This is a genomic window from Cupriavidus pinatubonensis, assembly GCF_019602855.1.
In the GTDB taxonomy this organism is placed as follows: domain Bacteria; phylum Pseudomonadota; class Gammaproteobacteria; order Burkholderiales; family Burkholderiaceae; genus Cupriavidus; species Cupriavidus pinatubonensis.
Window position 1 is genome coordinate 2,059,898 of sequence record NZ_CP080766.1, and the last position, 21,820, is coordinate 2,081,717.

General features: G+C 66.2%; 14 protein-coding genes. 8 read left to right on the top strand and 6 right to left on the bottom strand.

The annotated features are described in order from the left end of the window. Positions 1-17 precede the first annotated feature (17 nt). The 5 genes from mhpT (at position 18) to K2O51_RS09390 (ending at position 6,869) form a co-directional block, all read left to right on the top strand. On the top strand, positions 18-1,232 hold the full coding sequence (mhpT, locus tag K2O51_RS09370) for a 3-(3-hydroxy-phenyl)propionate transporter MhpT (RefSeq protein WP_220630118.1): 1,215 nt from the start codon (positions 18-20) through the stop codon (positions 1,230-1,232). Between the two features lie 46 nt (positions 1,233-1,278). Then, entirely contained in the window at positions 1,279-2,385 is a 1,107-nt protein-coding gene (locus tag K2O51_RS09375) for a porin (protein WP_220630119.1), read from the top strand. A 134-nt stretch (positions 2,386-2,519) separates the two neighbouring features. Beyond that, a complete protein-coding gene (locus K2O51_RS09380) occupies positions 2,520-3,353 on the top strand; it encodes a p-hydroxycinnamoyl CoA hydratase/lyase (protein WP_011300984.1) in 834 nt (277 codons plus the stop codon). Positions 3,354-3,445: 92 nt separating this feature from the next. After that, the gene (locus K2O51_RS09385) at positions 3,446-4,897 is read left to right on the top strand and encodes an aldehyde dehydrogenase (RefSeq protein ID WP_011300983.1); all 1,452 of its coding nucleotides are present in this window, start codon (positions 3,446-3,448) and stop codon (positions 4,895-4,897) included. 73 nt (positions 4,898-4,970) lie between these two features. Next, entirely contained in the window at positions 4,971-6,869 is a 1,899-nt protein-coding gene (locus tag K2O51_RS09390; protein ID WP_425332966.1) for a feruloyl-CoA synthase, read from the top strand. A 152-nt stretch (positions 6,870-7,021) separates the two neighbouring features. Here K2O51_RS09390 and K2O51_RS09395 read toward each other — a convergent pair whose 3' ends face one another. After that, on the bottom strand, positions 7,022-7,642 hold the full coding sequence (locus K2O51_RS09395) for a flavodoxin family protein (protein WP_011300981.1): 621 nt from the start codon (positions 7,640-7,642) through the stop codon (positions 7,022-7,024). A gap of 292 nt (positions 7,643-7,934) precedes the next feature. Here K2O51_RS09395 and K2O51_RS09400 point away from each other — a divergent pair, with 292 nt between their 5' ends. From K2O51_RS09400 to K2O51_RS09410, 3 genes are all read left to right on the top strand, one after another. After that, positions 7,935-10,088 (top strand): TonB-dependent receptor family protein, encoded by a 2,154-nt coding sequence (locus K2O51_RS09400; protein ID WP_220630684.1) that lies wholly within the window; start codon positions 7,935-7,937, stop codon positions 10,086-10,088. Between the two features lie 97 nt (positions 10,089-10,185). Further along, positions 10,186-11,607 (top strand): multidrug transporter subunit MdtD, encoded by a 1,422-nt coding sequence (gene mdtD / locus K2O51_RS09405; protein ID WP_011300979.1) that lies wholly within the window; start codon positions 10,186-10,188, stop codon positions 11,605-11,607. A gap of 95 nt (positions 11,608-11,702) precedes the next feature. Further along, complete coding sequence (locus K2O51_RS09410; protein WP_220630120.1) at positions 11,703-13,301, top strand: histidine kinase N-terminal 7TM domain-containing protein; 1,599 nt, start codon at positions 11,703-11,705, stop codon at positions 13,299-13,301. A gap of 11 nt (positions 13,302-13,312) precedes the next feature. Here K2O51_RS09410 and K2O51_RS09415 read toward each other — a convergent pair whose 3' ends face one another. The 5 genes from K2O51_RS09415 to K2O51_RS09435 form a co-directional block, all read right to left on the bottom strand. Further along, positions 13,313-16,033: a nitrate reductase gene (locus tag K2O51_RS09415; protein WP_140950836.1), complete on the bottom strand. Its 2,721-nt coding sequence runs from the start codon at positions 16,031-16,033 to the stop codon at positions 13,313-13,315. A gap of 43 nt (positions 16,034-16,076) precedes the next feature. Beyond that, entirely contained in the window at positions 16,077-17,318 is a 1,242-nt protein-coding gene (locus K2O51_RS09420) for an NAD(P)/FAD-dependent oxidoreductase (RefSeq protein ID WP_220630121.1), read from the bottom strand. Between the two features lie 34 nt (positions 17,319-17,352). Then, entirely contained in the window at positions 17,353-17,736 is a 384-nt protein-coding gene (nirD, locus tag K2O51_RS09425) for a nitrite reductase small subunit NirD (protein WP_011300975.1), read from the bottom strand. A 36-nt stretch (positions 17,737-17,772) separates the two neighbouring features. Beyond that, a complete protein-coding gene (nirB, locus tag K2O51_RS09430; RefSeq protein WP_011300974.1) occupies positions 17,773-20,334 on the bottom strand; it encodes a nitrite reductase large subunit NirB in 2,562 nt (853 codons plus the stop codon). Positions 20,335-20,402: 68 nt separating this feature from the next. Then, on the bottom strand, positions 20,403-21,722 hold the full coding sequence (locus K2O51_RS09435; protein WP_220630122.1) for an MFS transporter: 1,320 nt from the start codon (positions 21,720-21,722) through the stop codon (positions 20,403-20,405). Positions 21,723-21,820: the final 98 nt, after the last annotated feature.

Sequence of the window (21,820 nt, forward strand, 5' to 3'; positions counted from 1 at the left end):
CCAAGCAAGGAACCACCATGCAAACTTCAACCGTAGTACGCGCCGAGGCAACCTCGGGCGCGGCGCTGACGCTCGGTCTCTGCTTTGTCGTCGCGCTGCTGGAAGGGCTCGATTTGCAGTCGATCGGTGTCGCCGCGCCCCGCATGGCGCGGGAGTTCGGCCTGTCGGTCAGCGAGATGGGACTGGCGTTCAGCGCCGGGACGTTCGGCCTGCTGCCCGGCGCCATGCTGGGCGGACGGCTGGCCGACCGCATCGGACGCAAGCGTGTGCTGATCGTAGCCACCGCGCTGTTCGGCATCTTTTCCATCGCGACGGCGCACACCGTCGACTTCTGGAGCCTGCTGGCCATCCGTGTCGCCACCGGCATGGGTCTGGGCGGCGCCATGCCGAACCTGATTGCGATCTGCTCGGAATCGGTGCCGGCCAGGCTGCGCAATACCGCCGTCAGCATCATGTACTGCGGCATCCCGTTCGGCGGCGCCGTGGCGGCGGTGATTGGCATTCTCTCTGCCGGAGACACCGGATGGCGCCACATTTTCTATGTCGGCGGCTTTGGGCCGCTGCTCGTCGTGCCGCTGCTGCTGATGCTGCAGGACTCGCGTCGTTTCGATCCGTCGCACGGTGAGTCGGTGAAGCCGCCGCCGGTGGCGTGGGCGCTCTTCGGGGAGCGCCGCGCGATGGCCACCGCATGCATCTGGATCAGCTACTTCTTCACCCTGATCGTGCTGTATTTCCTGCTGAACTGGCTGCCGTCGCTGATGGTGGCGAACGGCCTGAGCCGGCCACAGGCGGGTGTAGTGCAGATCGTGTTCAACATCGGCGGTGGCGTCGGTGCGCTAGGCATCGGGATGCTGATGGATAAGGGTCGCCCGCGTGCGGTGGTGTCGGGCATGTATGCGGGGATTATCGTCGCGCTCGCCACGCTGGCGGCCGCTTCGGGCATGACCTGGATGGCACTCGGCGCCTTCCTGGCAGGCCTGTTCGTCATTGGTGCGCAGTCGGTGCTCTATGCGCTGGCAGCCGCGTATTACCCGATGGCGGTGCGCGGCACCGGCGTGGGCACCGCAGTCGCGGTGGGGCGGCTCGGGTCCATCGCGGGACCCATGCTGGCGGGGCAACTGCTGGCCATGGGCAAGAACGCGAGCACGATCATCGGCGCAAGTATTCCGATCACCATCATCTCGGCCGTTGCCGCATTGCTGCTGTTGCAGCGGCCCGCGGCTAAAGACTGACCAGGGCAACAAGAGATCACAAGAGAAGGAAGGAGAAAGCGAGACAATGAAACGCAAGAGCATTCACCGTGCCGGCCAGGGGTTCCTGGCGCTGGCGGCGTTGCCTGCGGTCGCCACCGCGCAATCCGTGACGCTTTATGGCGTCGTGGACACCGGCGTCGAGTACGTGGGTTCGATCGGCGCCAAGAAGGACAGCGTGGTACGCGTACCGAACGTCACGGGTACCGTGCCGTCGCGCTGGGGCCTGCGTGGCACGGAGGACCTCGGTGGCGGCCTGAAGAGCGTGTTCGTGCTGGAATCGGGGTTTGCTCCGGACTCCGGCACGTCGGGCCAGGGTGGCCGGCTGTTCGGCCGCCAGGCACTCGTTGGCTTGTCCGGCAACTGGGGACAGGTCGCGCTGGGACGCCAGTACACGATGCTGTTCTGGGCGATGCTGGACGCGGATATCCTCGGGCCGCAGGTCTACGGCACCGGTTCGCTGGACAGCTACATTCCCAACGCGCGGGCCGACAACGCAGTTTCGTACAAGGGCACCTTCGGCGGCCTGACTCTGGGCGCGACCTACAGCTTCGGACGCGACACCGTCAACGCGGGCCCCAGCCCGGTCGGTACGAACTGCGCGGGCGAGAATCCGGCTGACAAGTCCGCTTGCCGCGAATGGTCCGCGCTGATCCAGTATGCGACCGCAAACTGGGGCGTGTCGGCGGCATACGACTCGTTGCGCGGCGGGCCGGGCGCGTTTGCCGGCCTGACCAGCAGCGGACTGAAGGATGACCGGCTCTCCGTCAGCGGCTACGCCTTGTTTGATCGCACGAAGATCGGTGTCGGGGTGCTCAGTCGCAACAATGAAGGAAGTCCGACCGCGCGCAGCGAACTGTATTACGCCGGCGCAGCGTATGACGTGACGCCTGCCTTCACGATCGCGGGCCAGGTCAACTACCTGAGGTATCGCCACAGCGACAACAAGGCGCTGCTCTACGCGCTGCGCGGGACGTACGCGCTGTCGAAACGGACGTCGGTCTACGGCACGGCCGGCTACATCAACAACGACGGTCAGCTCGCGCTGTCCGTGAGCAGCGGTGCCGCGGGCGGCAATCCCACGCCGGGCGGCTCCCAATTCGGCTTCATGGCGGGTGTGAAGCACGTCTTCTAGACGCGCCGTCACGTCATGGCATATCCCAGGTAAGGGTTTTCACGAGGTCGGTCGGATTTCGCTTGCAATATCAGGTAACCTGATATTAAATTGATTCCACGACGAACCGCCGACCCGTCATCAAGGAGACGAACATGGCCAATTACGAAGGACGCTGGAAGACCGTAAAGGTCAGCGTGGAAGAGGGCATTGCATGGGTAATGTTTAACCGCCCCGAAAAGCGCAACGCGATGAGCCCGACCCTGAACAGCGAGATGATCCAGGTACTCGAAGCGCTCGAACTCGACGCCGATGCCAGGGTGGTGGTGCTGACGGGCGCCGGCGACGCATGGACCGCCGGCATGGATCTCAAGGAGTATTTCCGCGAAGTCGACGCCGGCCCCGAGATCCTGCAGGAGAAGATCCGCCGCGACGCCTGCCAGTGGCAATGGAAGCTGTTGCGCATGTATGCGAAGCCGACCATCGCGATGGTCAACGGTTGGTGCTTCGGCGGCGGCTTTTCGCCTCTGGTCGCATGCGACCTCGCGATTGCCGCCGATGAGGCCGTGTTCGGCCTGTCGGAAATCAACTGGGGCATCCCGCCGGGCAACCTGGTCAGCAAGGCGATGGCCGATACGGTCGGACATCGCCAGGCGCTGCACTACATCATGACCGGCGACACCTTCACGGGCCAGCAGGCGGCCGCGATGGGCCTGGTCAACAAGAGCGTGCCGCGCTCGCAATTGCGTGAGCACGTGCTGGAACTGGCCGGCAAGCTGCTGGAGAAGAACCCCGTCGTGCTGCGCGCCGCCAAGCACGGCTTCAAGCGCAGCCGCGAACTGACCTGGGAGCAGAACGAGGACTACCTGTACGCCAAGCTCGACCAGGCGCAACTGCGCGACCCCGAGCACGGACGCGAACAGGGCCTCAAGCAGTTCCTCGACGACAAGTCGATCAAGCCGGGCCTGCAAGCCTACAAGCGCGCCTGAGGCCGCGGGGCGCCGTAGAGCGCCCCTTGACAAGCCCCCCCGACAGGAAGCGGGCTTCGCAGCGTGCGGGGCCCGCCTGGAGACATGACTTCATGAACGCGTTGACCATGCTGATCGGCGGCCAGGACCGGCCCGCCGCCAATGGTGCTACTTTCGAACGCCGCAACCCCGTCACTGACGTGGTGGCGTCCCGCGCGCCCGCCGCGACACCGGAGGACGCCATCGCCGCGGTCGAAGCGGCGGCAGCCGCCTTTCCCGCATGGGCGGCGCTCGGACCGGGTGAGCGCCGCAAGCGCCTGCTCAGGGCGGCCGACATGATGGACAGTCGCACCGACGAATTCATTGCCGCCGGAGCAGCGGAAACCGGTGCGATGCCCAACTGGATTGGCTTCAACGTGATGCTGGCGGCCAATATGCTGCGCGAGGCCGCCGCCATGACCACGCAGATCGACGGCAGTGTCATTCCGTCGGACGTACCGGGCAGCCTGGCGCTCGCGGTGCGCCAGCCGTGCGGCGTGGTGCTCGGCATCGCCCCGTGGAACGCGCCGGTGATTCTCGCCACACGTGCCCTTGCCATGCCGCTAGCCTGCGGCAATACGGTCGTGCTCAAGGCATCGGAGGCCTGCCCGGCCCTGCACCGGATGATCGGTACCGTGCTGGAGGAAGCCGGGCTCGGCAGCGGCGTGGTGAACGTGGTGACCCATGCGCCGGAGGACGCGGCCACCATTGTCGAGACGCTGATTGCACACCCGGCCGTACGGCGGGTGAATTTCACCGGCTCAACCCATGTCGGACGCATCATCGCGCAGCATGCGGCAAAGCACCTCAAGCCGGCATTGCTGGAACTCGGCGGCAAGGCACCCGTTATCGTGCTGGACGATGCCGACCTCGACGCCGCGGTCGAGGCCGTGGCATTCGGTGCGTTCTTCAACCAGGGGCAGATCTGCATGTCCACCGAGCGCGTGATCGCCCAGCGCGCCGTAGCCGACCTCTTTGTCGAGAAACTCGCGGCCAAGGCGCGCACTCTCCGGGCCGGCGATCCGTCCGATCCGTCTTCGGTGCTGGGCGCACTGGTCAGCACGCAAGCCGCGCAGCGCATCCGCGCGCTCGTGGAAGATGCGCGATCAAAGGGCGCCCGGCTGCCGGTGGGCCTGCATGGCGACGGCGCCATCCTGCAGCCGGCGATTGTCGACGGCGTCACGCCGGAGATGGCGCTCTACCGCGAGGAGTCGTTCGGGCCGGTCGTGACCGTGGCGCGCGTCGACAGCGATGAGGCGGCGATCCAGATGGCCAACGACAGTGAGTTCGGCTTGTCGGCCGCCGTATTCAGCCGCGATGTGCCGCGCGCCCTGGCCGTGGCAAAGCGGATCGAATCCGGCATCTGCCACATCAATGGGCCAACGGTTCACGACGAAGCGCAGATGCCTTTCGGCGGGGTGAAAGGCAGCGGCTATGGCCGCTTCGGCAGCAAGGCGTCGGTCGATGCCTTCACGGAGTTGCGATGGATTACGATCCAAAGTGGGCCGCGGCATTATCCGATCTGAATAGCCGGCAGCGCGACCGGCGGTTACACCCGGCCGCGCACGGCCGGGAGCACAAGCAGGCAGGAGACAGGACGTGAGCGACGTCGAGACAAAAGCAGCCCCTTCCCCCGGCATCCCGATCGATGCTGGCGCCTCGCCCGTTCCGCGATATCGGGCGGTCCATGTGGCCGACTCCGCTGCGCTGGTCAGCCGGGATGGCGATATCTGGCACATCCGGTCCAGCGAGGCACTGCAGCCATATCCGCAGCGCATGACGGATTGTCTCGTGCGTGGCGCGGAGCATCACCCCGACCGCGTACTGGTGGCCGAGCGGGGGGCGGACGGTGGCTGGATGACGATCACCTATGCGCAGATGCTTGAGCGCGCACGCGCGATTGGGCAGGCGCTGCTGGACCGCGGGCTTTCCGCTGAGCGGCCATTGGCCATTCTTTCGGACAATGACCTCGAGCATCTGCAGCTCTCGCTCGGCGCCATGTGGGCGGGCGTTCCCTTTTCGTCGGTGTCCGCGCCTTACTCGCTGGTTTCAACGGATTTCGGCAAGCTGCGCCATGTGTTTTCGGTGCTGACGCCTGGGCTCGTCTATGCCGCGGACGGGAACGCATTTGCGCGCGCCATTGCGGCGGTTGTGCCGGCAGATGTCGAGGTCGTCACCCGCGATGGCCGGCTTCCGGGTCGCTCGGCCACCGCGTTCGATGCATTGTTGCGGACGACGCCGGTCAGCGTTGATGTCGCCCACGCCGCGACAGGGCCGGACACGATCGCGAAATTCATGTTCACGTCCGGTTCCACCCGCCAGCCGAAGGCGGTGCCGACGACGCAGCGAATGCTGTGCAGCAACCAGCAGATGCTGCGCCAGACCATTCCGGAATTCGCCAGCACCCCGCCGGTATTGGTTGATTGGCTGCCCTGGAACCATACGTTCGGCAGCAGCCACAATTTCGGCATCGTGCTGTACAACGGCGGCACGATGTACATCGACCACGGCAAGCCCGTCGCCGGGCGGTTCGAGGAAACGCTGCGCAACCTGAGGGAGATCGCGCCGACCGCTTACCTGACCGTGCCCAAGGGCTGGGAGGAACTGGGTCTCGCGCTGGAGCGCGATGCGGCCTTGCGCGATAAGTTTTTTTCGCGCGTCAATATCTACTTCTTCGGCGGCGCAGGCTTGTCGCAGGAGGCCTGGGACCGGCTCGAGCGCGTCACCGAAACACATTGCGGCGAGCGCATCCGCATCATGGCCGGATTGGGCATGACCGAAACATCGCCATGCTGCCTGTTCACCACGGCACCCATCACGCGGGCCGGCTACGTGGGCACGCCGGCGCCAGGCTGCGAACTCAAGCTGGTGCCCGTCGACGGCAAGCTGGAGGCGCGCTTTCGCGGGCCGCACGTCATGGCGGGCTACTGGCGTCGTCGGGACGCCGGCGTGCAGGCCGCGTTCGACGAGGAAGGCTACTACTGCAGCGGCGACGCGCTGCGTTTCTACGATGCCGAGCGGCCGGAACTCGGGCTTATGTTTGACGGGCGGATCGCGGAGGACTTCAAACTCAGCTCGGGCACCTTCGTCAGTGTCGGGCCATTGCGGGCGCGAGTGATCGCTGCTGGGGCGCCGTACGTGCAGGACGTGGTGGTGGCCGGATCGAATCGCGACGCCATTGGCCTGCTGGTTTTTCCGCGCATGGAGGACTGCCGTAGGCTGGCAGGCTTGCCAACGGGTGCGACGCCACACGAGGTCCTGGGCTCGCCGCCAGTGCGTGCCGCATTTGCGGCGCTTCTGCACACGCTGAACCAGTCGGCCACGGGCAGCGCGACCCGGGTGGCAGGCCTGTTGCCCGTGGACGAGCCGCCCTCGATCGATCGTGGCGAGATCACCGACAAGGGCACGCTGAACCAGCGGGCCGTGCTTTCCAACCGGGAAGCGCTCGTCGAGGCCCTGTACCAGCGCGAAGCGCCCGCCGGCGTCATCCGGCCCTAGCCGGGTTGCCGTCGCGTGCGGCGAAGCCCGCCGCGAGGCGTAGCAACTCTGGGGCTTTGCGAACAGAAGCCGCGGCTGCCGCGGCCCTCATTGCGGAAGGTCAGCCCGATCCAGTATTTCCACCTGCCTTTCGGCAGGCAGCGCTGCTCGCGTCAGGCCGCCTGCTTGAGCGTGGCAAGCGCCCGGCGGCCCGCGGCGAGTTGTTGCGCCACTTCGGCGACGCGTGCGCCCAGATGCTCGGCGGTGCGCAGGTCAGCCAGCGGCGGCACCACATCGGCGCTTTCATCGGCATTGGACTGCGCGGCGGCGCCCAGGAAGAAGCCGTGGCGGTTCAGCGAATCCTCGGTCGACTTTGAATTGTTGTGGCCCGGAGGGAGGCCAAGGTTCACCCAGTGCATGCCATGCTGGGCCGCAAAGATGGAGATCTGCTGCAGCGTGGCTAGCTTGTCGCCCGAACGCGAGGCCGAATTGGTAAAGCCCGCTGCCACCTTGTTCGCCCACTTGCCACCCTTGGCGAAGACATTGCGCGAGGTCGCATCCATGAACCCCTTGAACTGTGCCGAGGCACTGCCCATGTAGGTCGGCGATCCGAAGATGATGCCGTCGACCTCTTCGAGCGTGTCCCAGTGTTGGTCGATATCGTCGACGCTGATCAGCAGGCTTTCCACGCCTTCGACGCTGCCGGCGCCACGTGCAACGGCCTGCGCCTGCTTCGCGGTGTGGCCGTAGCCGCTGTGATAAACGATGGCGACGCGGGTTTGGTGGGTGTTCATGGTGTGTTGCCTCACTCGATAAACAAAACAGTTGAATCTTGGTTTTTGCCGGCTATGCGTTGCAGTTGCTGCCGTTGAAAGAAGTCTAGGCGGATGCGGAAGGGCGGCGGTGGCTTGTCTCGAAATGAGTCATTGAAATTTTTTGATATATCGCTGCCGCCGCGAAAAGGGGTTTTCCCGCAACCCGTCGCATGGCAAATCCCGCGCAGACCATATAAAGTTATCCCGCATCCACCCAACCCGGCGCCGGATGGATTCCACGACCGCGCCAGCTTCCAACCGCTCCACACCGATGACGACAGGCGGCAGGCAGGTACTGGCAATCCGGCGTATCGTTACCCGCCATTCGGCGGCATCAGTGTTCAGCCTGCTGGCCAGCCTGGCCGCAGCGGGCCAGTCAGCGGCCGCCGAGCCGGATGTGGCGCTGCCCGATGTCGTCGTCAGCGCGTCGCGCAGCGAACAACGGCGTTTCGATGCTCCTGCAGCCGTGGACAGTGTTCCTGTCGATGCGCTGCGCGCCACATCGCCGCTCGTGAACCTTTCCGAGGTGCTGACCGGTGTGCCCGGTGTGGCCGTGCGCGACCGTCAGAACTATTCGCAAGACCTGCAGCTTTCCGTGCGCGGCTTCGGCACGCGCTCGACGTTCGGCGTGCGCGGCGTGCGCCTGTATGTGGATGGAATTCCCGCCACCATGCCTGACGGGCAGGGACAGACCTCGACCGCCGATCTGGCCAATGCGAGCCGCGTAGAGGTCCTGCGTGGCCCATTCGCGCAGATGTACGGCAATGCGTCGGGCGGCGTAGTTCAGGTGTTCACGCCGGACCCGCCCAAGGATGGCTTCACCGGCCGTGCCTCGACCGGGGTTGGTTCCGATGGCCAGTGGCAGGCGGGCGTGTCGCTCGGCGGCGGCAACGACAAGCTCGGCGGCACGCTGGATGCGTGGACGTACCAGACCGACGGCTACCGCGATCACAGCGCCGCGCGCCGCTACCAGCTCAATGCCAAGGTCGTGGCCCAGCCCACCGATGCCACGCGCGTGACGGGCCAGTTCAATTACTTCAACCAGCCGCTCGCGCAGGACCCGCTGGGGCTCACGCGCGCGCAGGCTGATGCCAACCCGCGCCAGGCCGTGCCCGCCGCAACCCAGTTTGATACTGGCAAGACCGTCGAACAGACCCAGGCCGGCGTGGTGGTGGACCACAAGCTGAGCCAGGCCGACAGCCTGCAGGGACGGCTCTATGTGGGCACGCGCCAGCTTTACCAGCGGCTCGGCATGAGCGGCATCGCCGCGACGTCTTCCGGCGGTATTGTCGATCTGGACCGAAGCTACGGCGGCGCCGCGCTGTCGTGGACGCGGCGAACCACCGCCGGTGGCCTGCCGCTGCAATGGACCGCCGGCGTGGAGGCCAATGGCATGCGCGACGGCCGCACGGGGTTCGTCAACAACAACGGCACCCAGGGCGCGCTGCGCCGCGACGAAACCGACAAGGCCAGCGACTACGGCGCGTTTGCGCAGTTCGACTGGACCCTCCATCCGTCCTGGGAACTCGTGGGCGGCGTGCGGGCCAGCCGCGTGAAACTCAGCATCGACGACCATTTCGTCACCGCCGCCAGCCCGGACGACAGCGGGTCCACCACGTACAACAATGTCAGCCCGGTGCTGGGGCTGGTCTGGCATGCACTGGATACGTTGAACGTCTACGCCAACCTCGGCCGAGGCTTTGAATCGCCCACGCTGACCGAAGTGGCCTACGGACCGGGCGGCGTTGGCAGCAACCTCGGGCTGCAGGCTTCCACCAGCCGCCAAGGCGAAATCGGCGTCAAGTGGCAGCAGCAGCGCCAGCGGCTGGAGGCGGCGCTGTTCGACGCCGACAGCCATGACGAAATCGTGCCCCTGTCGAACAATGCCGGCCGCACGGTCTACCAGAACGTCGATGGGGTGCGCCGGCGCGGCATGGAACTGGCCTGGCGCGGCGGCTTCGGCGAGCAGGTCGGCGCAGCGGCGAATGGCGTAGCCGGTAGCCGGTACGAGGCCGGGCTGGCCTATACCTACCTGTCCGCCTATTTCGGTGAGTCGTTCCTCAACGCGCAGGGCCAGACCGTAAATGCCGGGAACCGGTTGCCCGGCACGGCACGCCACAGCCTGAACTTCGACATCGCGTGGCGGCCGCTGCCGCCGCTCGTGCTTGGCGCCGAGATGCATGTAGACAGCCGCATCTATGCCGACGACCTCAACACGCAGGCCGCGCCAGGCTATGCCACGTTCAATCTGCGCGCCGGCTACGAATTCCGCCTCGGCAAGACGCGCCTGTTCGCGTTCGGCCGCATCGACAACATAACGGACCGCAAGTACATCGGCTCGGTCATCGTCAACGAGGCCAACGGCCGGTATTTCGAGCCCGCGCCCGGCCGCCGCTTCTTCGTTGGCTTGCGCGCCGCGATGTAAGACACACGCGGACTTGCCACGCCACCCTCCGCCGAACTAAGGTTGCGGCTTTGGCCGGTAGTCCGGCCAGCCTCGGAACACCTCGGAGTACGCAGCCATGACCACGCCCATGCCTGACGACCGCACCCGCCGCATCATGCTGTGGGTGGTGGCGGTCGGCTTCTTCATGCAGACGCTGGATTCCACCATCGTCAACACTGCGCTGCCGTCCATGGCGCGCAGCCTTGGCGAAAGCCCGCTGCGCATGCAGTCGGTCGTGATCGCCTACTCGCTGACCATGGCCGTGATCATCCCGGCCTCCGGCTGGCTGGCAGACCGCTTTGGCACGCGCACCATCTTCCAGACCGCCATCGCGCTCTTCGTGCTCGGCTCGTTGCTGTGTGCGTACGCGGGCACGCTGCCGTTCCTGGTCGCCGCGCGCGTGGTGCAGGGCGTGGGCGGCGCCATGCTGCTGCCGGTGGGCCGGTTGTCCGTGCTGCGCACGTTCCCGCGCGACCAATACCTGCAGGCGCTCAGTTTCGTCGCCATCCCGGGCATGATCGGTCCGCTGATCGGCCCGACGCTGGGCGGCTGGCTCACGCAGGCGCTGTCGTGGCACTGGATCTTCCTGATCAACGTGCCCGTCGGTATCCTCGGCGCGCTCGCGACGGTGCGGTACATGCCGAACGCGCGCCAGTCCGGCATCGGCCACTTCGACGTGGCCGGCTATGTGCTGCTCGCTGTCGCCATGCTGGCGCTGTCGTTCTCGCTTGACGGGCTCGCCGAAATGGGCTTCCAGCACGCCACCGTGCTGATGCTGCTGATCGCCAGCATGGCCGCGCTGACCGCCTACGTGCTGCACGCGGGCAAGCGGCGCCAGCCGCTGTTTCCGCTGCGGCTCTTTCGCATCCACAGCTTCAGCGTGGGCTTGCTCGGCAACCTGTTCGCGCGGATCGGCAATGGCTCCATGCCGTTCCTGATTCCACTCACGCTGCAGGTGAGCCTTGGTTATTCGCCGTTCGATGCAGGCCTGATGATGCTGCCCGTCACCGCTGCCGGCATGGCGTCCAAGCGCCTCGCCACGCGCCTGATCGAGCAGCACGGCTACCGCCGCGTGCTGGTCACCAACACGTTCGCCGTAGGCGTCGTGATGGCGGCGTTCGCGCTGATCACGCCGCAGCGGCCACTGTGGACGGTGATTCCGCTGCTCGCGCTGTTCGGCATGGTCAACTCCATCCAGTTCACGGCGATGAACACCGTCACGCTCAAGGACCTGAGCGGCACCGGCGCCAGCAGCGGCAACAGCATGCTTTCGATGGTGCAGATGCTGTCGATGAGTCTCGCGGTGACGTCGGCGGGCGCGCTGCTGACCACCTTCGAGCATGGCTTCGGCAACGGGCCATCGGGGGTGCTGCCGGCGTTTCACGCGACATTCATCTGCATGGGGCTGATCACATGTGCTTCGGCCTGGATCTTCATGCAACTCTCGCCGCAGGAGTCGCGGGCGGTGGTGCATCGGACCGAGAGGGCGGAAGGGTAAGCTATGTCCGAATACGCCTTTCCCGGTGAACCCGGATCGCCTCCGATATCCATACCACGATGCACATCGTGTTCGCGAAATAGAATCCGGCCCTGATGCCATCGTATCCCCTGGTCCTCTGCCTGACCATCGCCGTCGTATGCAGTATCGGCATGGCCGTCATGGCCTGGCCGCGGCGCGATGACCCGACCATCCAGGCGTTCCTGGTGCTGGCCGGCGGCGTGGTGATCTGGAGCGGCGGGCGGCTGCTCGAGATCAGTTCCGCCGACCTGCCCGGGCGGATACTGTGGGCCAAGATCCAGTATTTCGGGATCGTGGCCGTGCCGATCGGCTGGCTGGTGGCGATGATCCACCTGAGCCGGCCGCGTTACGTGGTGCCATGGTCGTTGTTGTCGATCCCGATCCTGATGGCCGTGCTGACCGTGGTGCTGGTGCTGACCAATACCCACCATCACCTGGTATGGACGCGGATTACGCTGATGCCGCCGGGTGTGGCGCCTGGTGCCGTTTTCGAGCATGGCCCCGGCTATGGCGTCATGGCGGCCTGGACCTATCTGCTGCTCGCGCTGGGCTTCTACTTCCTCGTCACGGCGGAGGTGCCCAACGACGCCTTGTCGCGGCGCGGGCGGGCGGTGCTGGCGGGCAGCGTGGCCTTTCCGCTGCTCACGCATATCGCCTATCTGCTGCGCTGGACCGGGCCGCTGGGCGGCGACCTGACGCCGGCCACGTTCTCGCTGATGGCGGTGCTGGTCTGGTTCTGCGGATTGCGCACGCATCTCGACGACATTGGCCACTACGCGCGACTGCGCGTATTCGATGCGCTGAGGGAGGGATGCGTGGTCCTCGGTGCTGACGACAAGATCGTCGAATACAACCCCGCGGCGGCGAGGCTGGTGCCAGCGTTGCGCCGTGGGCAGCCGGTGCCGGCCGGCTGGGAGGAGGTGTTCCTGCGCCCGCAGAGCGCCGACAGTCAGACCGTACGCCCGTTCATTCCACCGGGCGCGCACTTCGAACTGACAGCAGAAGCCGTAACGCGCATGGATGGCAAGCGCATCGGCACGCTGGTGTTCCTGCTCGACATCAGCCGCTACCAGTCGCGCGAACTGGCGCTGACGGCCCGGCTCGGGCAGACCGAAGAGCAGTTGTCGCGCGTGCAGGCGGATCTCGACATCGACGCGCTGACCGGTATCCCGAACCGCCGCTACTTCCAGCGCGAGGCAATGCTCGCGGTGAGCCGGGCGTTCGAGCGGCGTGAAGAGATGGGACTGCTGATCCTCGATGTGGATCTGTTCAAGCAGTACAACGATCTGTATGGCCACCCGCGCGGCGACGAATGCCTGCGCCAGGTCGCTGCCGCGCTGACGCGGATGCTGGCAGGCACGCAGTTCTGCGCGCGCCTGGGAGGGGAGGAATTTGCAGTCGTGCTGCCCGCTTCCACACAGGAAGAGACTCGCACCGTGGCGCGGGCTATGGTCGAGGCAGTGCGCGAACTCGGCATCCCGCACCATGGAACGCCGGTGCAGCCGATCGTGACGATCAGCGTCGGCGCGGTTTGCGCGGCGCCCGATGCGCCGCGGCTGGAGCCGCTCCTGCACCGGGCCGACAGCGCGATGTACCAGGCCAAGCGGGCAGGGCGGAACCGCTTTGTGTTCGACGGGCAGGCACACGCGGATGCCTGGCATGGCCAAGACTGAGCAGAGCTGCGCTAAGCCACTTCCGCGACCCGAACCTCCACCAGCAGCTTCTTCAGTTCCGGCACGCAGGATCCGCAATTGCCACCTGCCTTTACGCAGGCGGTGATCTCGGCCGGCGTCGTCAGGCCATGCTTGCGCACGGCATCGCAGATGGTGTTGCGGCCTACGCCGAAGCACGAGCAAACCGTTGGCCCGGCGTCGGCGCCTTTCTCGATGGGCTGGCCCATGAGCAGGCCGATGCGGTCAGCGTCTTCCAGTCGATCGCGCCCGAACAGCTCGGCCAGCCAGGACCGGGACGGCAGTTCGGGACGGGTGGCCACGTACACACACGCATCCAGCCTGTCGTTGACGACATAGCCCGCATGATAGGTGCCGGCGCTGCGATCCTCATACTCGAGCCAGTCTGCCTCCGGATCGGTCACGCCGAGCAGGCTGCGGGCCCAGGCGGCACGGTCGACAATGGCTTCACGTCCCGCAAATTCATAGCGCTGGAAGCGCTTGCCCTGCACGCGCGTCCAGTAGGTGAGCGTGTCGGCCGGTAGTTCCCGGCGGCTCAGCACGAAGCCGTGCCAGTTGACGCCGAACGGTTCGACACTGACCGGCGTGTGCTTGAATTCCGGCTCGCCCGACACAGGGTCGACCACCGGGTTGACGAGCGCGCCGACGCGCGCGTCGGAGCTGAACTGCCCATTCCAGTGGATCGGCACGAACACGCTGCCGCGCGGAATGCCGCCGCCGTGCCGCACGCGGGCCACCATGGCGCCCCAGCGCGTGGCCACGCGCGCGAGCTTGCCTTCGCCCACGCCGCACAAGAGCGCATCTTGTGGATGCATGTCGACAAACGGCTCGGGCAGGTGGTCGGCGAGCTTGGCCGACTTGCCGGTGCGCGTCATGGTGTGCCACTGGTCGCGCACGCGGCCAGTGTTGAGGATCAGCGGGTAGTCGTCATCCGGCGCATGTGCCGGCGCGCGCGTCCGCGTCGCGACAAAGCGCGCGAGTCCATCAGGATGGGCGTAGCGGCCGTTTTCGAACAGCCGTCGCGTTCCGGCCGCCGAACCGGCCACCACGGGCCATTGCAAGGGTTCGAAGGTGTCATAGCTGTCCTTGTCCATGCCGGCCATGCCGCCGATGTCGAATGCGCGCGGTGCCTCGTCATTGCGCCACGCGCTCAGCCGTGCATGTTCGTCGAAGATCTCGTGCGGGCCGGCGTAGTCGAAGCCGGCAAAGCCCATGCGCTGGGCCACGTCGCACAGGACCCGCCAGTCGGCGCGCGCCTCGCCCGGCGCCGGCAGGAAAGCGCGCTGGCGCGAGATACGACGCTCCGAGTTGGTGACCGTGCCGTCCTTCTCGCCCCAGCCCAGCGCGGGAAGCAGCACGTGGGCGGCGTCATTGGTGTCGGTGCGTTCAATGATGTCGGAACTGACCACCAGTTCGCACTTCGCGAGCGCGCGGCGCACCTGGTCGGCATCGGGCAGGCTGACCACAGGGTTGGTAGCGATCACCCATACCGCCTTGACCCGCCCTTGCTCGATCGCGTTGAACAGGTCCACCGCCTTGAGGCCCGCTTGATCCGCCATGACTGGCGATTGCCACAGGTCCTGCACGATCTCGCGATGCAGCGGATTGGCCAGTTCCATATGCGCGGCCAGCATATTCGCCAGGCCGCCGACTTCGCGGCCGCCCATGGCATTCGGTTGCCCCGTCAGCGAGAACGGGCCCATGCCCGCGCGGCCGATCCGGCCGGTCAGCAGGTGGCAGTTGATGATGCTGTTGACCTTGTCGGTGCCGGCCGATGACTGATTGACGCCCTGCGAGAAGGCGGTCACGACCTTTTCCGTATCGGCGAACAGGCGATAGAAAGCCAGCACGTCCTCGACATCGAGCTTGCATGCGCGCGCCACGGCCTTCGGGTCGCTGCAGTCCACGGTCGCTTGCAGCGCATCGTCGAGCCCCGCCGTGCTGGCCGCCACGAACGCCGTGTCGGCCTTGCCTTCACGCGCCAGATAGCTGAGCAGTCCGTTGAACAGCCAGACATCGGTGCCCGCACGCACGGGCAGGTGCAGGTCGGCCAGCTCGCATGTGGCGGTGCGGCGCGGGTCGATGGCGACGATCTTCATCTCCGGCCGCGCTTCCTTGGCCTTCGACAGGCGCTGGAAGAGGATCGGATGGCACCACGCGGTATTGGAGCCCACCAGTACGACAAGGTCGGCCAGCTCCAGGTCTTCGTAGTTGCCCGGCACCAGGTCTTCGCCGAACGCGCGCTTGTGCCCGGCCACGGCCGACGACATGCACAGGCGCGAGTTGGTGTCGATATTGGCCGTGCCGATGAAGCCCTTCATCAGCTTGTTGGCGACGTAGTAGTCCTCGGTCAGCAACTGGCCGGAGACATACAGCGCGACCGCATCGGGGCCGTGTTCACGGACGATGCGCGAGAAACCCTGCGCCACGGTGTCGAGCGCGTGGTCCCACGACACCTGTTCCAGCGTGCCGTCCTCGTGGCGCACCTTGGGATGCAGCAAGCGGCCTTGCAGGTCCACCGTCTCGCCGAGTGCCGAGCCTTTCACGCACAGGCGGCCGTGATTGGACGGATGCTCCGCGTCGCCGGCAATCTCGACCTGCCCGTCGGCGCGCACCGTGGCGCGCACGCCGCAGCCGACGCCGCAGTACGGGCAGGTGGTGGCGGTGGTGGTGGTCGGGGTGGCGGATACCACCGGGATGTCGGACAGATTCACGCGTTCTCCGTGGGGCGATGTCGTTGTCGTCGGATGATGGCGTTCAGGCAGCGAGCGCCTCGCATTGGGCCTTGCCGAACAGCAGGCGCTGGCGCAGCGCCGCGACCGGTGCGCATTGCTGGATCAGGTCGAAGTACCACGGCCCGTCCTGCACGTCGCCATAGAGCACGGCACCGATCAGGCGCCCGTCCTGCAGTACCAGCCGCTTGTAGACGCCGCGCCGTGCGTCGCGCAGCACGAGGTCCTCGCTGCCTTCGCCGCCGATGAAATCGCCGGCGGAATAGAGATCCACGCCGGTGACCTTGAGCTTCGTGGCGGTGGCCTGCTGGATATAGCGGCGATGGCCCGCACCGGCCAGGTGCGCGGCGCACACGCGCGCCTGGTCCCAGATCGGCGCCACCAGTCCGAACGTGGCCTGGCGGTGCTGAACGCATTCACCGACGGCATAGATGCGCGGATCGTAGGTCTGCAGCGTGTCGTCGACCACGATGGCGCGTTCGCAGCGCAGGCCTGCACCGGCCGCCAGCTCGATGTTCGGGCGCACGCCGGCGGTCATCACCACCAGGTCGGCCGGGATCTCGTTGCCGTCCTTGAAACGCACGCCGGTCACGCGCGTATCGCCTAGAATCTCCGCGGTCTGCGCGCCCAGCATGAAGCGCAGGCCCTTGCGTTCGAGCGCGCCCTTGAGCAGCGTGGCGGCGGGCTTGTCGAGCTGGCGTTCCATCAGGCTGTCGCACAGATGCACGACGGTGACATCCATGCCCTGGCGCAGCAGGCCGTTGGCGGCCTCCAGCCCGAGCAGGCCGCCGCCGATCACCACCGCGTGGCGGTGGTTACGCGCGGCGTCGAGCATGATTTCCACGTCCTGGATATCGCGAAACGCGATCACGCCGTCGAGCTGGTGGCCGGGTACCGGCAGGATGAAAGGCTTCGAGCCGGTGGCGAGCAGCAGGCGGTCATAGCGCACCTCGCGCCCGGACTGCGCACGCACCGTGCGGCGCGGGCGATCGATCGCCACCACGGGGTCGCCCGCCAGCAGTTCGATGCCGTTCTGCGCATACCACTCTCGCGTATTGAGCATGATGTCGTCGACGGTCTTCTCGCCGGCCAGCACCGGCGACAGCAGGATGCGGTTGTAGTTGCCGTGCGGCTCCGCGCCGAACACGGTGATGTCGTACAGGTCCGGGGCCAGCTTGAGCAGTTCCTCGACCGTGCGCATGCCGGCCATGCCGTTGCCGACGACGACCAGCCGGGGGCGGGACTGCGAGGGGGCGGATGGCGTCATGCGCGCGGTCTCCATCGGGAACATGGTTGCAGTGTCAGGCGGCGAGTTCTTCTTCGGCTTCGCGCAGCGTTACATTGGCGGCGATCCATACCTTGCCGTCGTAGACGCGCGCCGGGTAGGCGTTGACCGAGTGTTCCGGTGCCTCCAGGCATTCGCCGGTGCTCAGGTCGAAGTGCTGCTTGTAGATAGGCGATGCCACCACCAGGCGTTCGCCGATGTTGCCCACCAGGCCGCGCGACAGCACCGCTGCCTGCGAGTTCGGATCGAAATTGTCGATCGCGTACACGTCTTCGCCGCGGCCGATGCGGAACACGGCTACCTGCTGGTCGTCGACCAGCGCGCAGACACCAGTATTGGGCACGATCTCGCGCAAGGTGCAGATCGCAGTCCAGGTTTCGGGATGGTGGGTATGGCTCATCACGTTCTCCTTCGCTTTCGTTGCGTTTACCTGAATTCAGGCTGCTTTTGCGGGCACGGCCACTACGGGAATGTGGCTCAGGCGGGAACGTTGCAAGTTCCGTTCCTCCGGCGTGGCCGGCCGAATCTGTCCGCGCTCTTCGATGAAGACAAGGTTGTCGTCGCGGCGTTCGCTGTTGACGAAGTGGCGGAAGCGCTTGCGCGTCTCGGGATCGGTGACTGCCTTCTTCCACTCGTCTTCGTAGGTATCGACCACGTGCTGCATTTCGGCTTCCAGATCGGCGGCAATGCCGAGCTTGTCGTCGAGCACGACGTCCTTCAGATAGTCGAGGCCGCCTTCCAGGTTGTCGCGCCACACGCTGGTGCGTTGCAGGCGGTCGGCGGTGCGCACGTAGAACATCAGGAAGCGGTCGATGTAGCGGATCAGCGTGTCGCGGTCCAGGTCGCCGGCCAGCAGTTCGGCGTGGCGGGGCTTCATGCCGCCGTTGCCGCACACATAGAGGTTCCAGCCCTTCTCGGTGGCGATCACACCGACGTCCTTGCCCTGCGCCTCGGCGCATTCGCGCGTGCAGCCCGATACGCCGAACTTGATCTTGTGCGGCGCGCGCAGGCCCTTGTAGCGGTTCTCGAGTTCGATGGCGAGGCCGACCGAGTCATCCACGCCATAGCGGCACCACGTGGAGCCGACGCACGACTTCACCGTGCGCAGCGCCTTGCCATAGGCATGACCTGATTCGAAGCCCGCGGCAATCAGTTCTTCCCAGATATAGGGCAACTCCTCAGCGCGTGCACCAAACAGGTCCACACGCTGGCCACCGGTGATCTTCGTGTACAGGCCATACTTCTTCGCCACCTGTCCCACGGCGATCAGCCCTTCCGGCGTGACTTCACCGCCCGGCATGCGAGGCACCACGGAGTAGGTGCCGTCCTTCTGGATGTTGGCGAGGTAGTAGTCGTTGGAGTCCTGCAGCGCGGCGTGCTCTTCCTTCAGCACGAACTCATTCCAGCACGAGGCCAGGATGCTGCCGACGGTCGGCTTGCAGATGTCGCAGCCCAGGCCCTTGCCGTGCGCTTCCAGCAGCGCATCGAAGGTCTTGAACTTGCCCACGCGCACGAGGTGATAGAGTTCCTGGCGCGAGTACGGGAAGTGTTCGCAGAGATGGTTGTTGACGGCCATGCCCTGCTTCTTCATCTCGGCCTTCATGATCTGCGTGACCAGCGGCACGCAACCGCCGCAGGCAGTTCCGGCCTTGGTGCAGCTCTTCATCGCGCCGATGCTGGTGGCGCCGTCGCACACCGCGGCGCAGATCTCGCCCTTCGACACGTTGTTGCACGAGCAGATCTGCGCGGTGTCGGGCAGCGCGTCGGCGCCGAGCGCTGGCTTGGCCTTGCCGCTGCTGTCGGGCAGGATCAGGAATTCCGGCGACTCGGGCAGCTCGATCTTGTTCAGCATCATCTGCAGCAGCGTGCCGTACTCGCTGGCGTCGCCGATCAGCACGCCCCCGAGCAGGTACTTGCCGCAGTCGGACACCACCAGCTTCTTGTAGACCTGCTTGCTGTCGTCGCTGAACTGGTAGAGCCGGGCGCCCGGTACTGTGCCGTGCGGATCGCCGATGCTGGCGACATCCACGCCCATCAGCTTGAGCTTGGTGCTCATGTCGGCGCCGGCGAATTCGGCGGCTTCACCGCGCAGGTGACGCGCGGCGACACGGGCCATGTCGTAGCCCGGGGCCACCAGGCCGTAGATTTTGCCTTGCCACAGCGCGCACTCGCCTATCGCGTAGACATCGGGGTCCGAGGTGCGGCAGTTGTTGTCCACCGTGATGCCGCCGCGTTCGCCAACGGCAAGGCCGGCGGCACGCGCCAGTTCATCGCGCGGACGGATGCCAGCCGAAAACACGATCATGTCGGTGTCGAGGTGCGTGCCATCGGCAAACACCATGCGATGGGTGCCGTCCGCGCCGTCGATGATTTCAACGGTGTTCTTGCCGGTATGGGCGGTCACGCCCAGGCCTTCGATCTTCTGGCGCAGCATGCGGCCGCCGCCTTCATCCACCTGCACGGCCATTAGCCGCGGCGCGAATTCGACCACATGCGTTTCCAGGTCCATGTCGCGCAGCGCCTTGGCGCACTCCAGGCCCAGCAGCCCGCCGCCGATGACCACGCCGCGCTTCGAGCGCGCGCCGCACTCCCGCATCGCTTCCAGGTCTTCGATGGTGCGGTAGACGAAGCAGTCCTTGCGCTCCTTGCCCGGCACCGGCGGCACGAAGGGGTAGGAGCCGGTGGCGAGGATCAGCTTGTCATAGGCCAGCGTCTCGCCGGTCGATACGGTGACCGTGCGCGCGGCGCGGTCGATCGACACTGCACGGGCGTTCAGGCGCAGCAGGATGTTGTTGTGCTGCTCGAAGAAGCCCGCCGGTACCAGCGAAAGGTCTTCGGCCGACTTGCCGGCGAAGAACTCGGACAGGTGCACGCGATCGTAGGCGGGGCGCGGTTCTTCGCACAGCACGGTCACATCCAGGTTCTGCGCGCCGGCTTCCGCCAGGCATTCGAGGAATTTGTGACCCACCATGCCGTGGCCGACGATGATCAGTTTCATGATGCGTTCCTTGTCCGATAGTCAGTCTGTGCTGCTCGGGATGCTGTTGTGGTGGAGATGCGGGCTATTCAGTTGGCCAGCGCGCTGTCGTACAGCGCCTGTTCCTGCGCCTTGTGCTCGGCGCTGAAGCGGATGGCGATCGCGCACAACGCGGCCAGGGACGCGAGCACTCCAAGCACGGTGAGCGTTTGCTGCAGGTCGCCCAGGCCCTTGAGCAGGAAGCCGGCGGCCACCGCACCCACGTTGCCGCCGGCGCCGATGATGCCGGCCACGCCGCCGAGCGCCTTGCGGTCGATAAAAGGAACCAGCGCATACGTAGCGCCGCAGGCCATGTGCGTGAACAGGCCGAACAGCAGCATGGCAGTCACGGCCATCACGACGTTGCCGGCCTGCGCGAACCAGAGCAGGCCCAGGCCTTCGCCGAGGATCAGCACGAACAGCAGCGTCGAGCGTGCATCGAGGCCGCGGCGGCGCGCCGCCTTGTCTGACAGCCAGCCGCCGAGGGCACGGGCGAACAGCGCCAGCAGGCCGAAGCTGCCAGCGGCCAGGCCCGCGGCCTTCAGGCTCAGGCCGAAGTGGTCCACGTAGAACGTGGCGGCGATGTTGTGGATGAAGATCTCCACGCCGAAGCACGCACCGTAGGTGACGAACAGCAGCCACACGCGATAGTTGGCGCTGGCGGCGCGGAAGCTGGCCCAGCCGCCGCCCTTGCCGCCATCCTTGCCAGTGATGGCCTGGCCGCGGGCGCGCATGTCGGAGTAATTGCCTTCGGGGCAGTCCTGCGTGAAGCACCAGTAGACGACGGCCATGACCAGCATCAGCACGCCCGGCACCAGCAGCGCCACGCGCCAGCCCATTGCATGGTCCACGCCAAGCATCAGCACCGCGCCCAGCAGCAGCGGCATCAGCGCCTGCGCGGCGCCGCCGCCGGCATTGCCCCAGCCTGCCGCTGCCGCGTTGGCGGTGCCAACGACGTTGGGCGCGAACATGACCGAGGTGTGGTACTGCGTGATGACGAAGCTCGCACCGACGGCGCCAATCAGCAGGCGAAACGCGAGGAACGTTTCGTAGCTCTGCGCGAACGCCACGCCGATCACGGGCAGCGCGCCCAGCACCAGCAAGCCGGTGTAGGTCTTGCGCGGGCCGAAGCGGTCGCACATCGGGCCGATCACCAGCCGCACGAGAATGGTCACTGCCACCGCGGCGATATTGATATTGGCGATCTGCGCCGGCGTGAGGCCGAATTCGCCCTTGATCACCGGCATCAGCGGCGCGCACGCGAACCATGCAAAGAAACACACGAAGAACGCCATCCACGTCAGGTGGAAGGCACGCATCTGCGGGCTTCGCAGACTCAACAACTGGATGCGGGTGGCTTTGCCGTTCATCGTCGCTTGCTCCGAGAAAACAAAAGGCGTCCCGCAATCCGGTCATTGACCAGATCAGGGGACGCCGTTGTCCTGACAGCGGCTACATGGCATAGCCG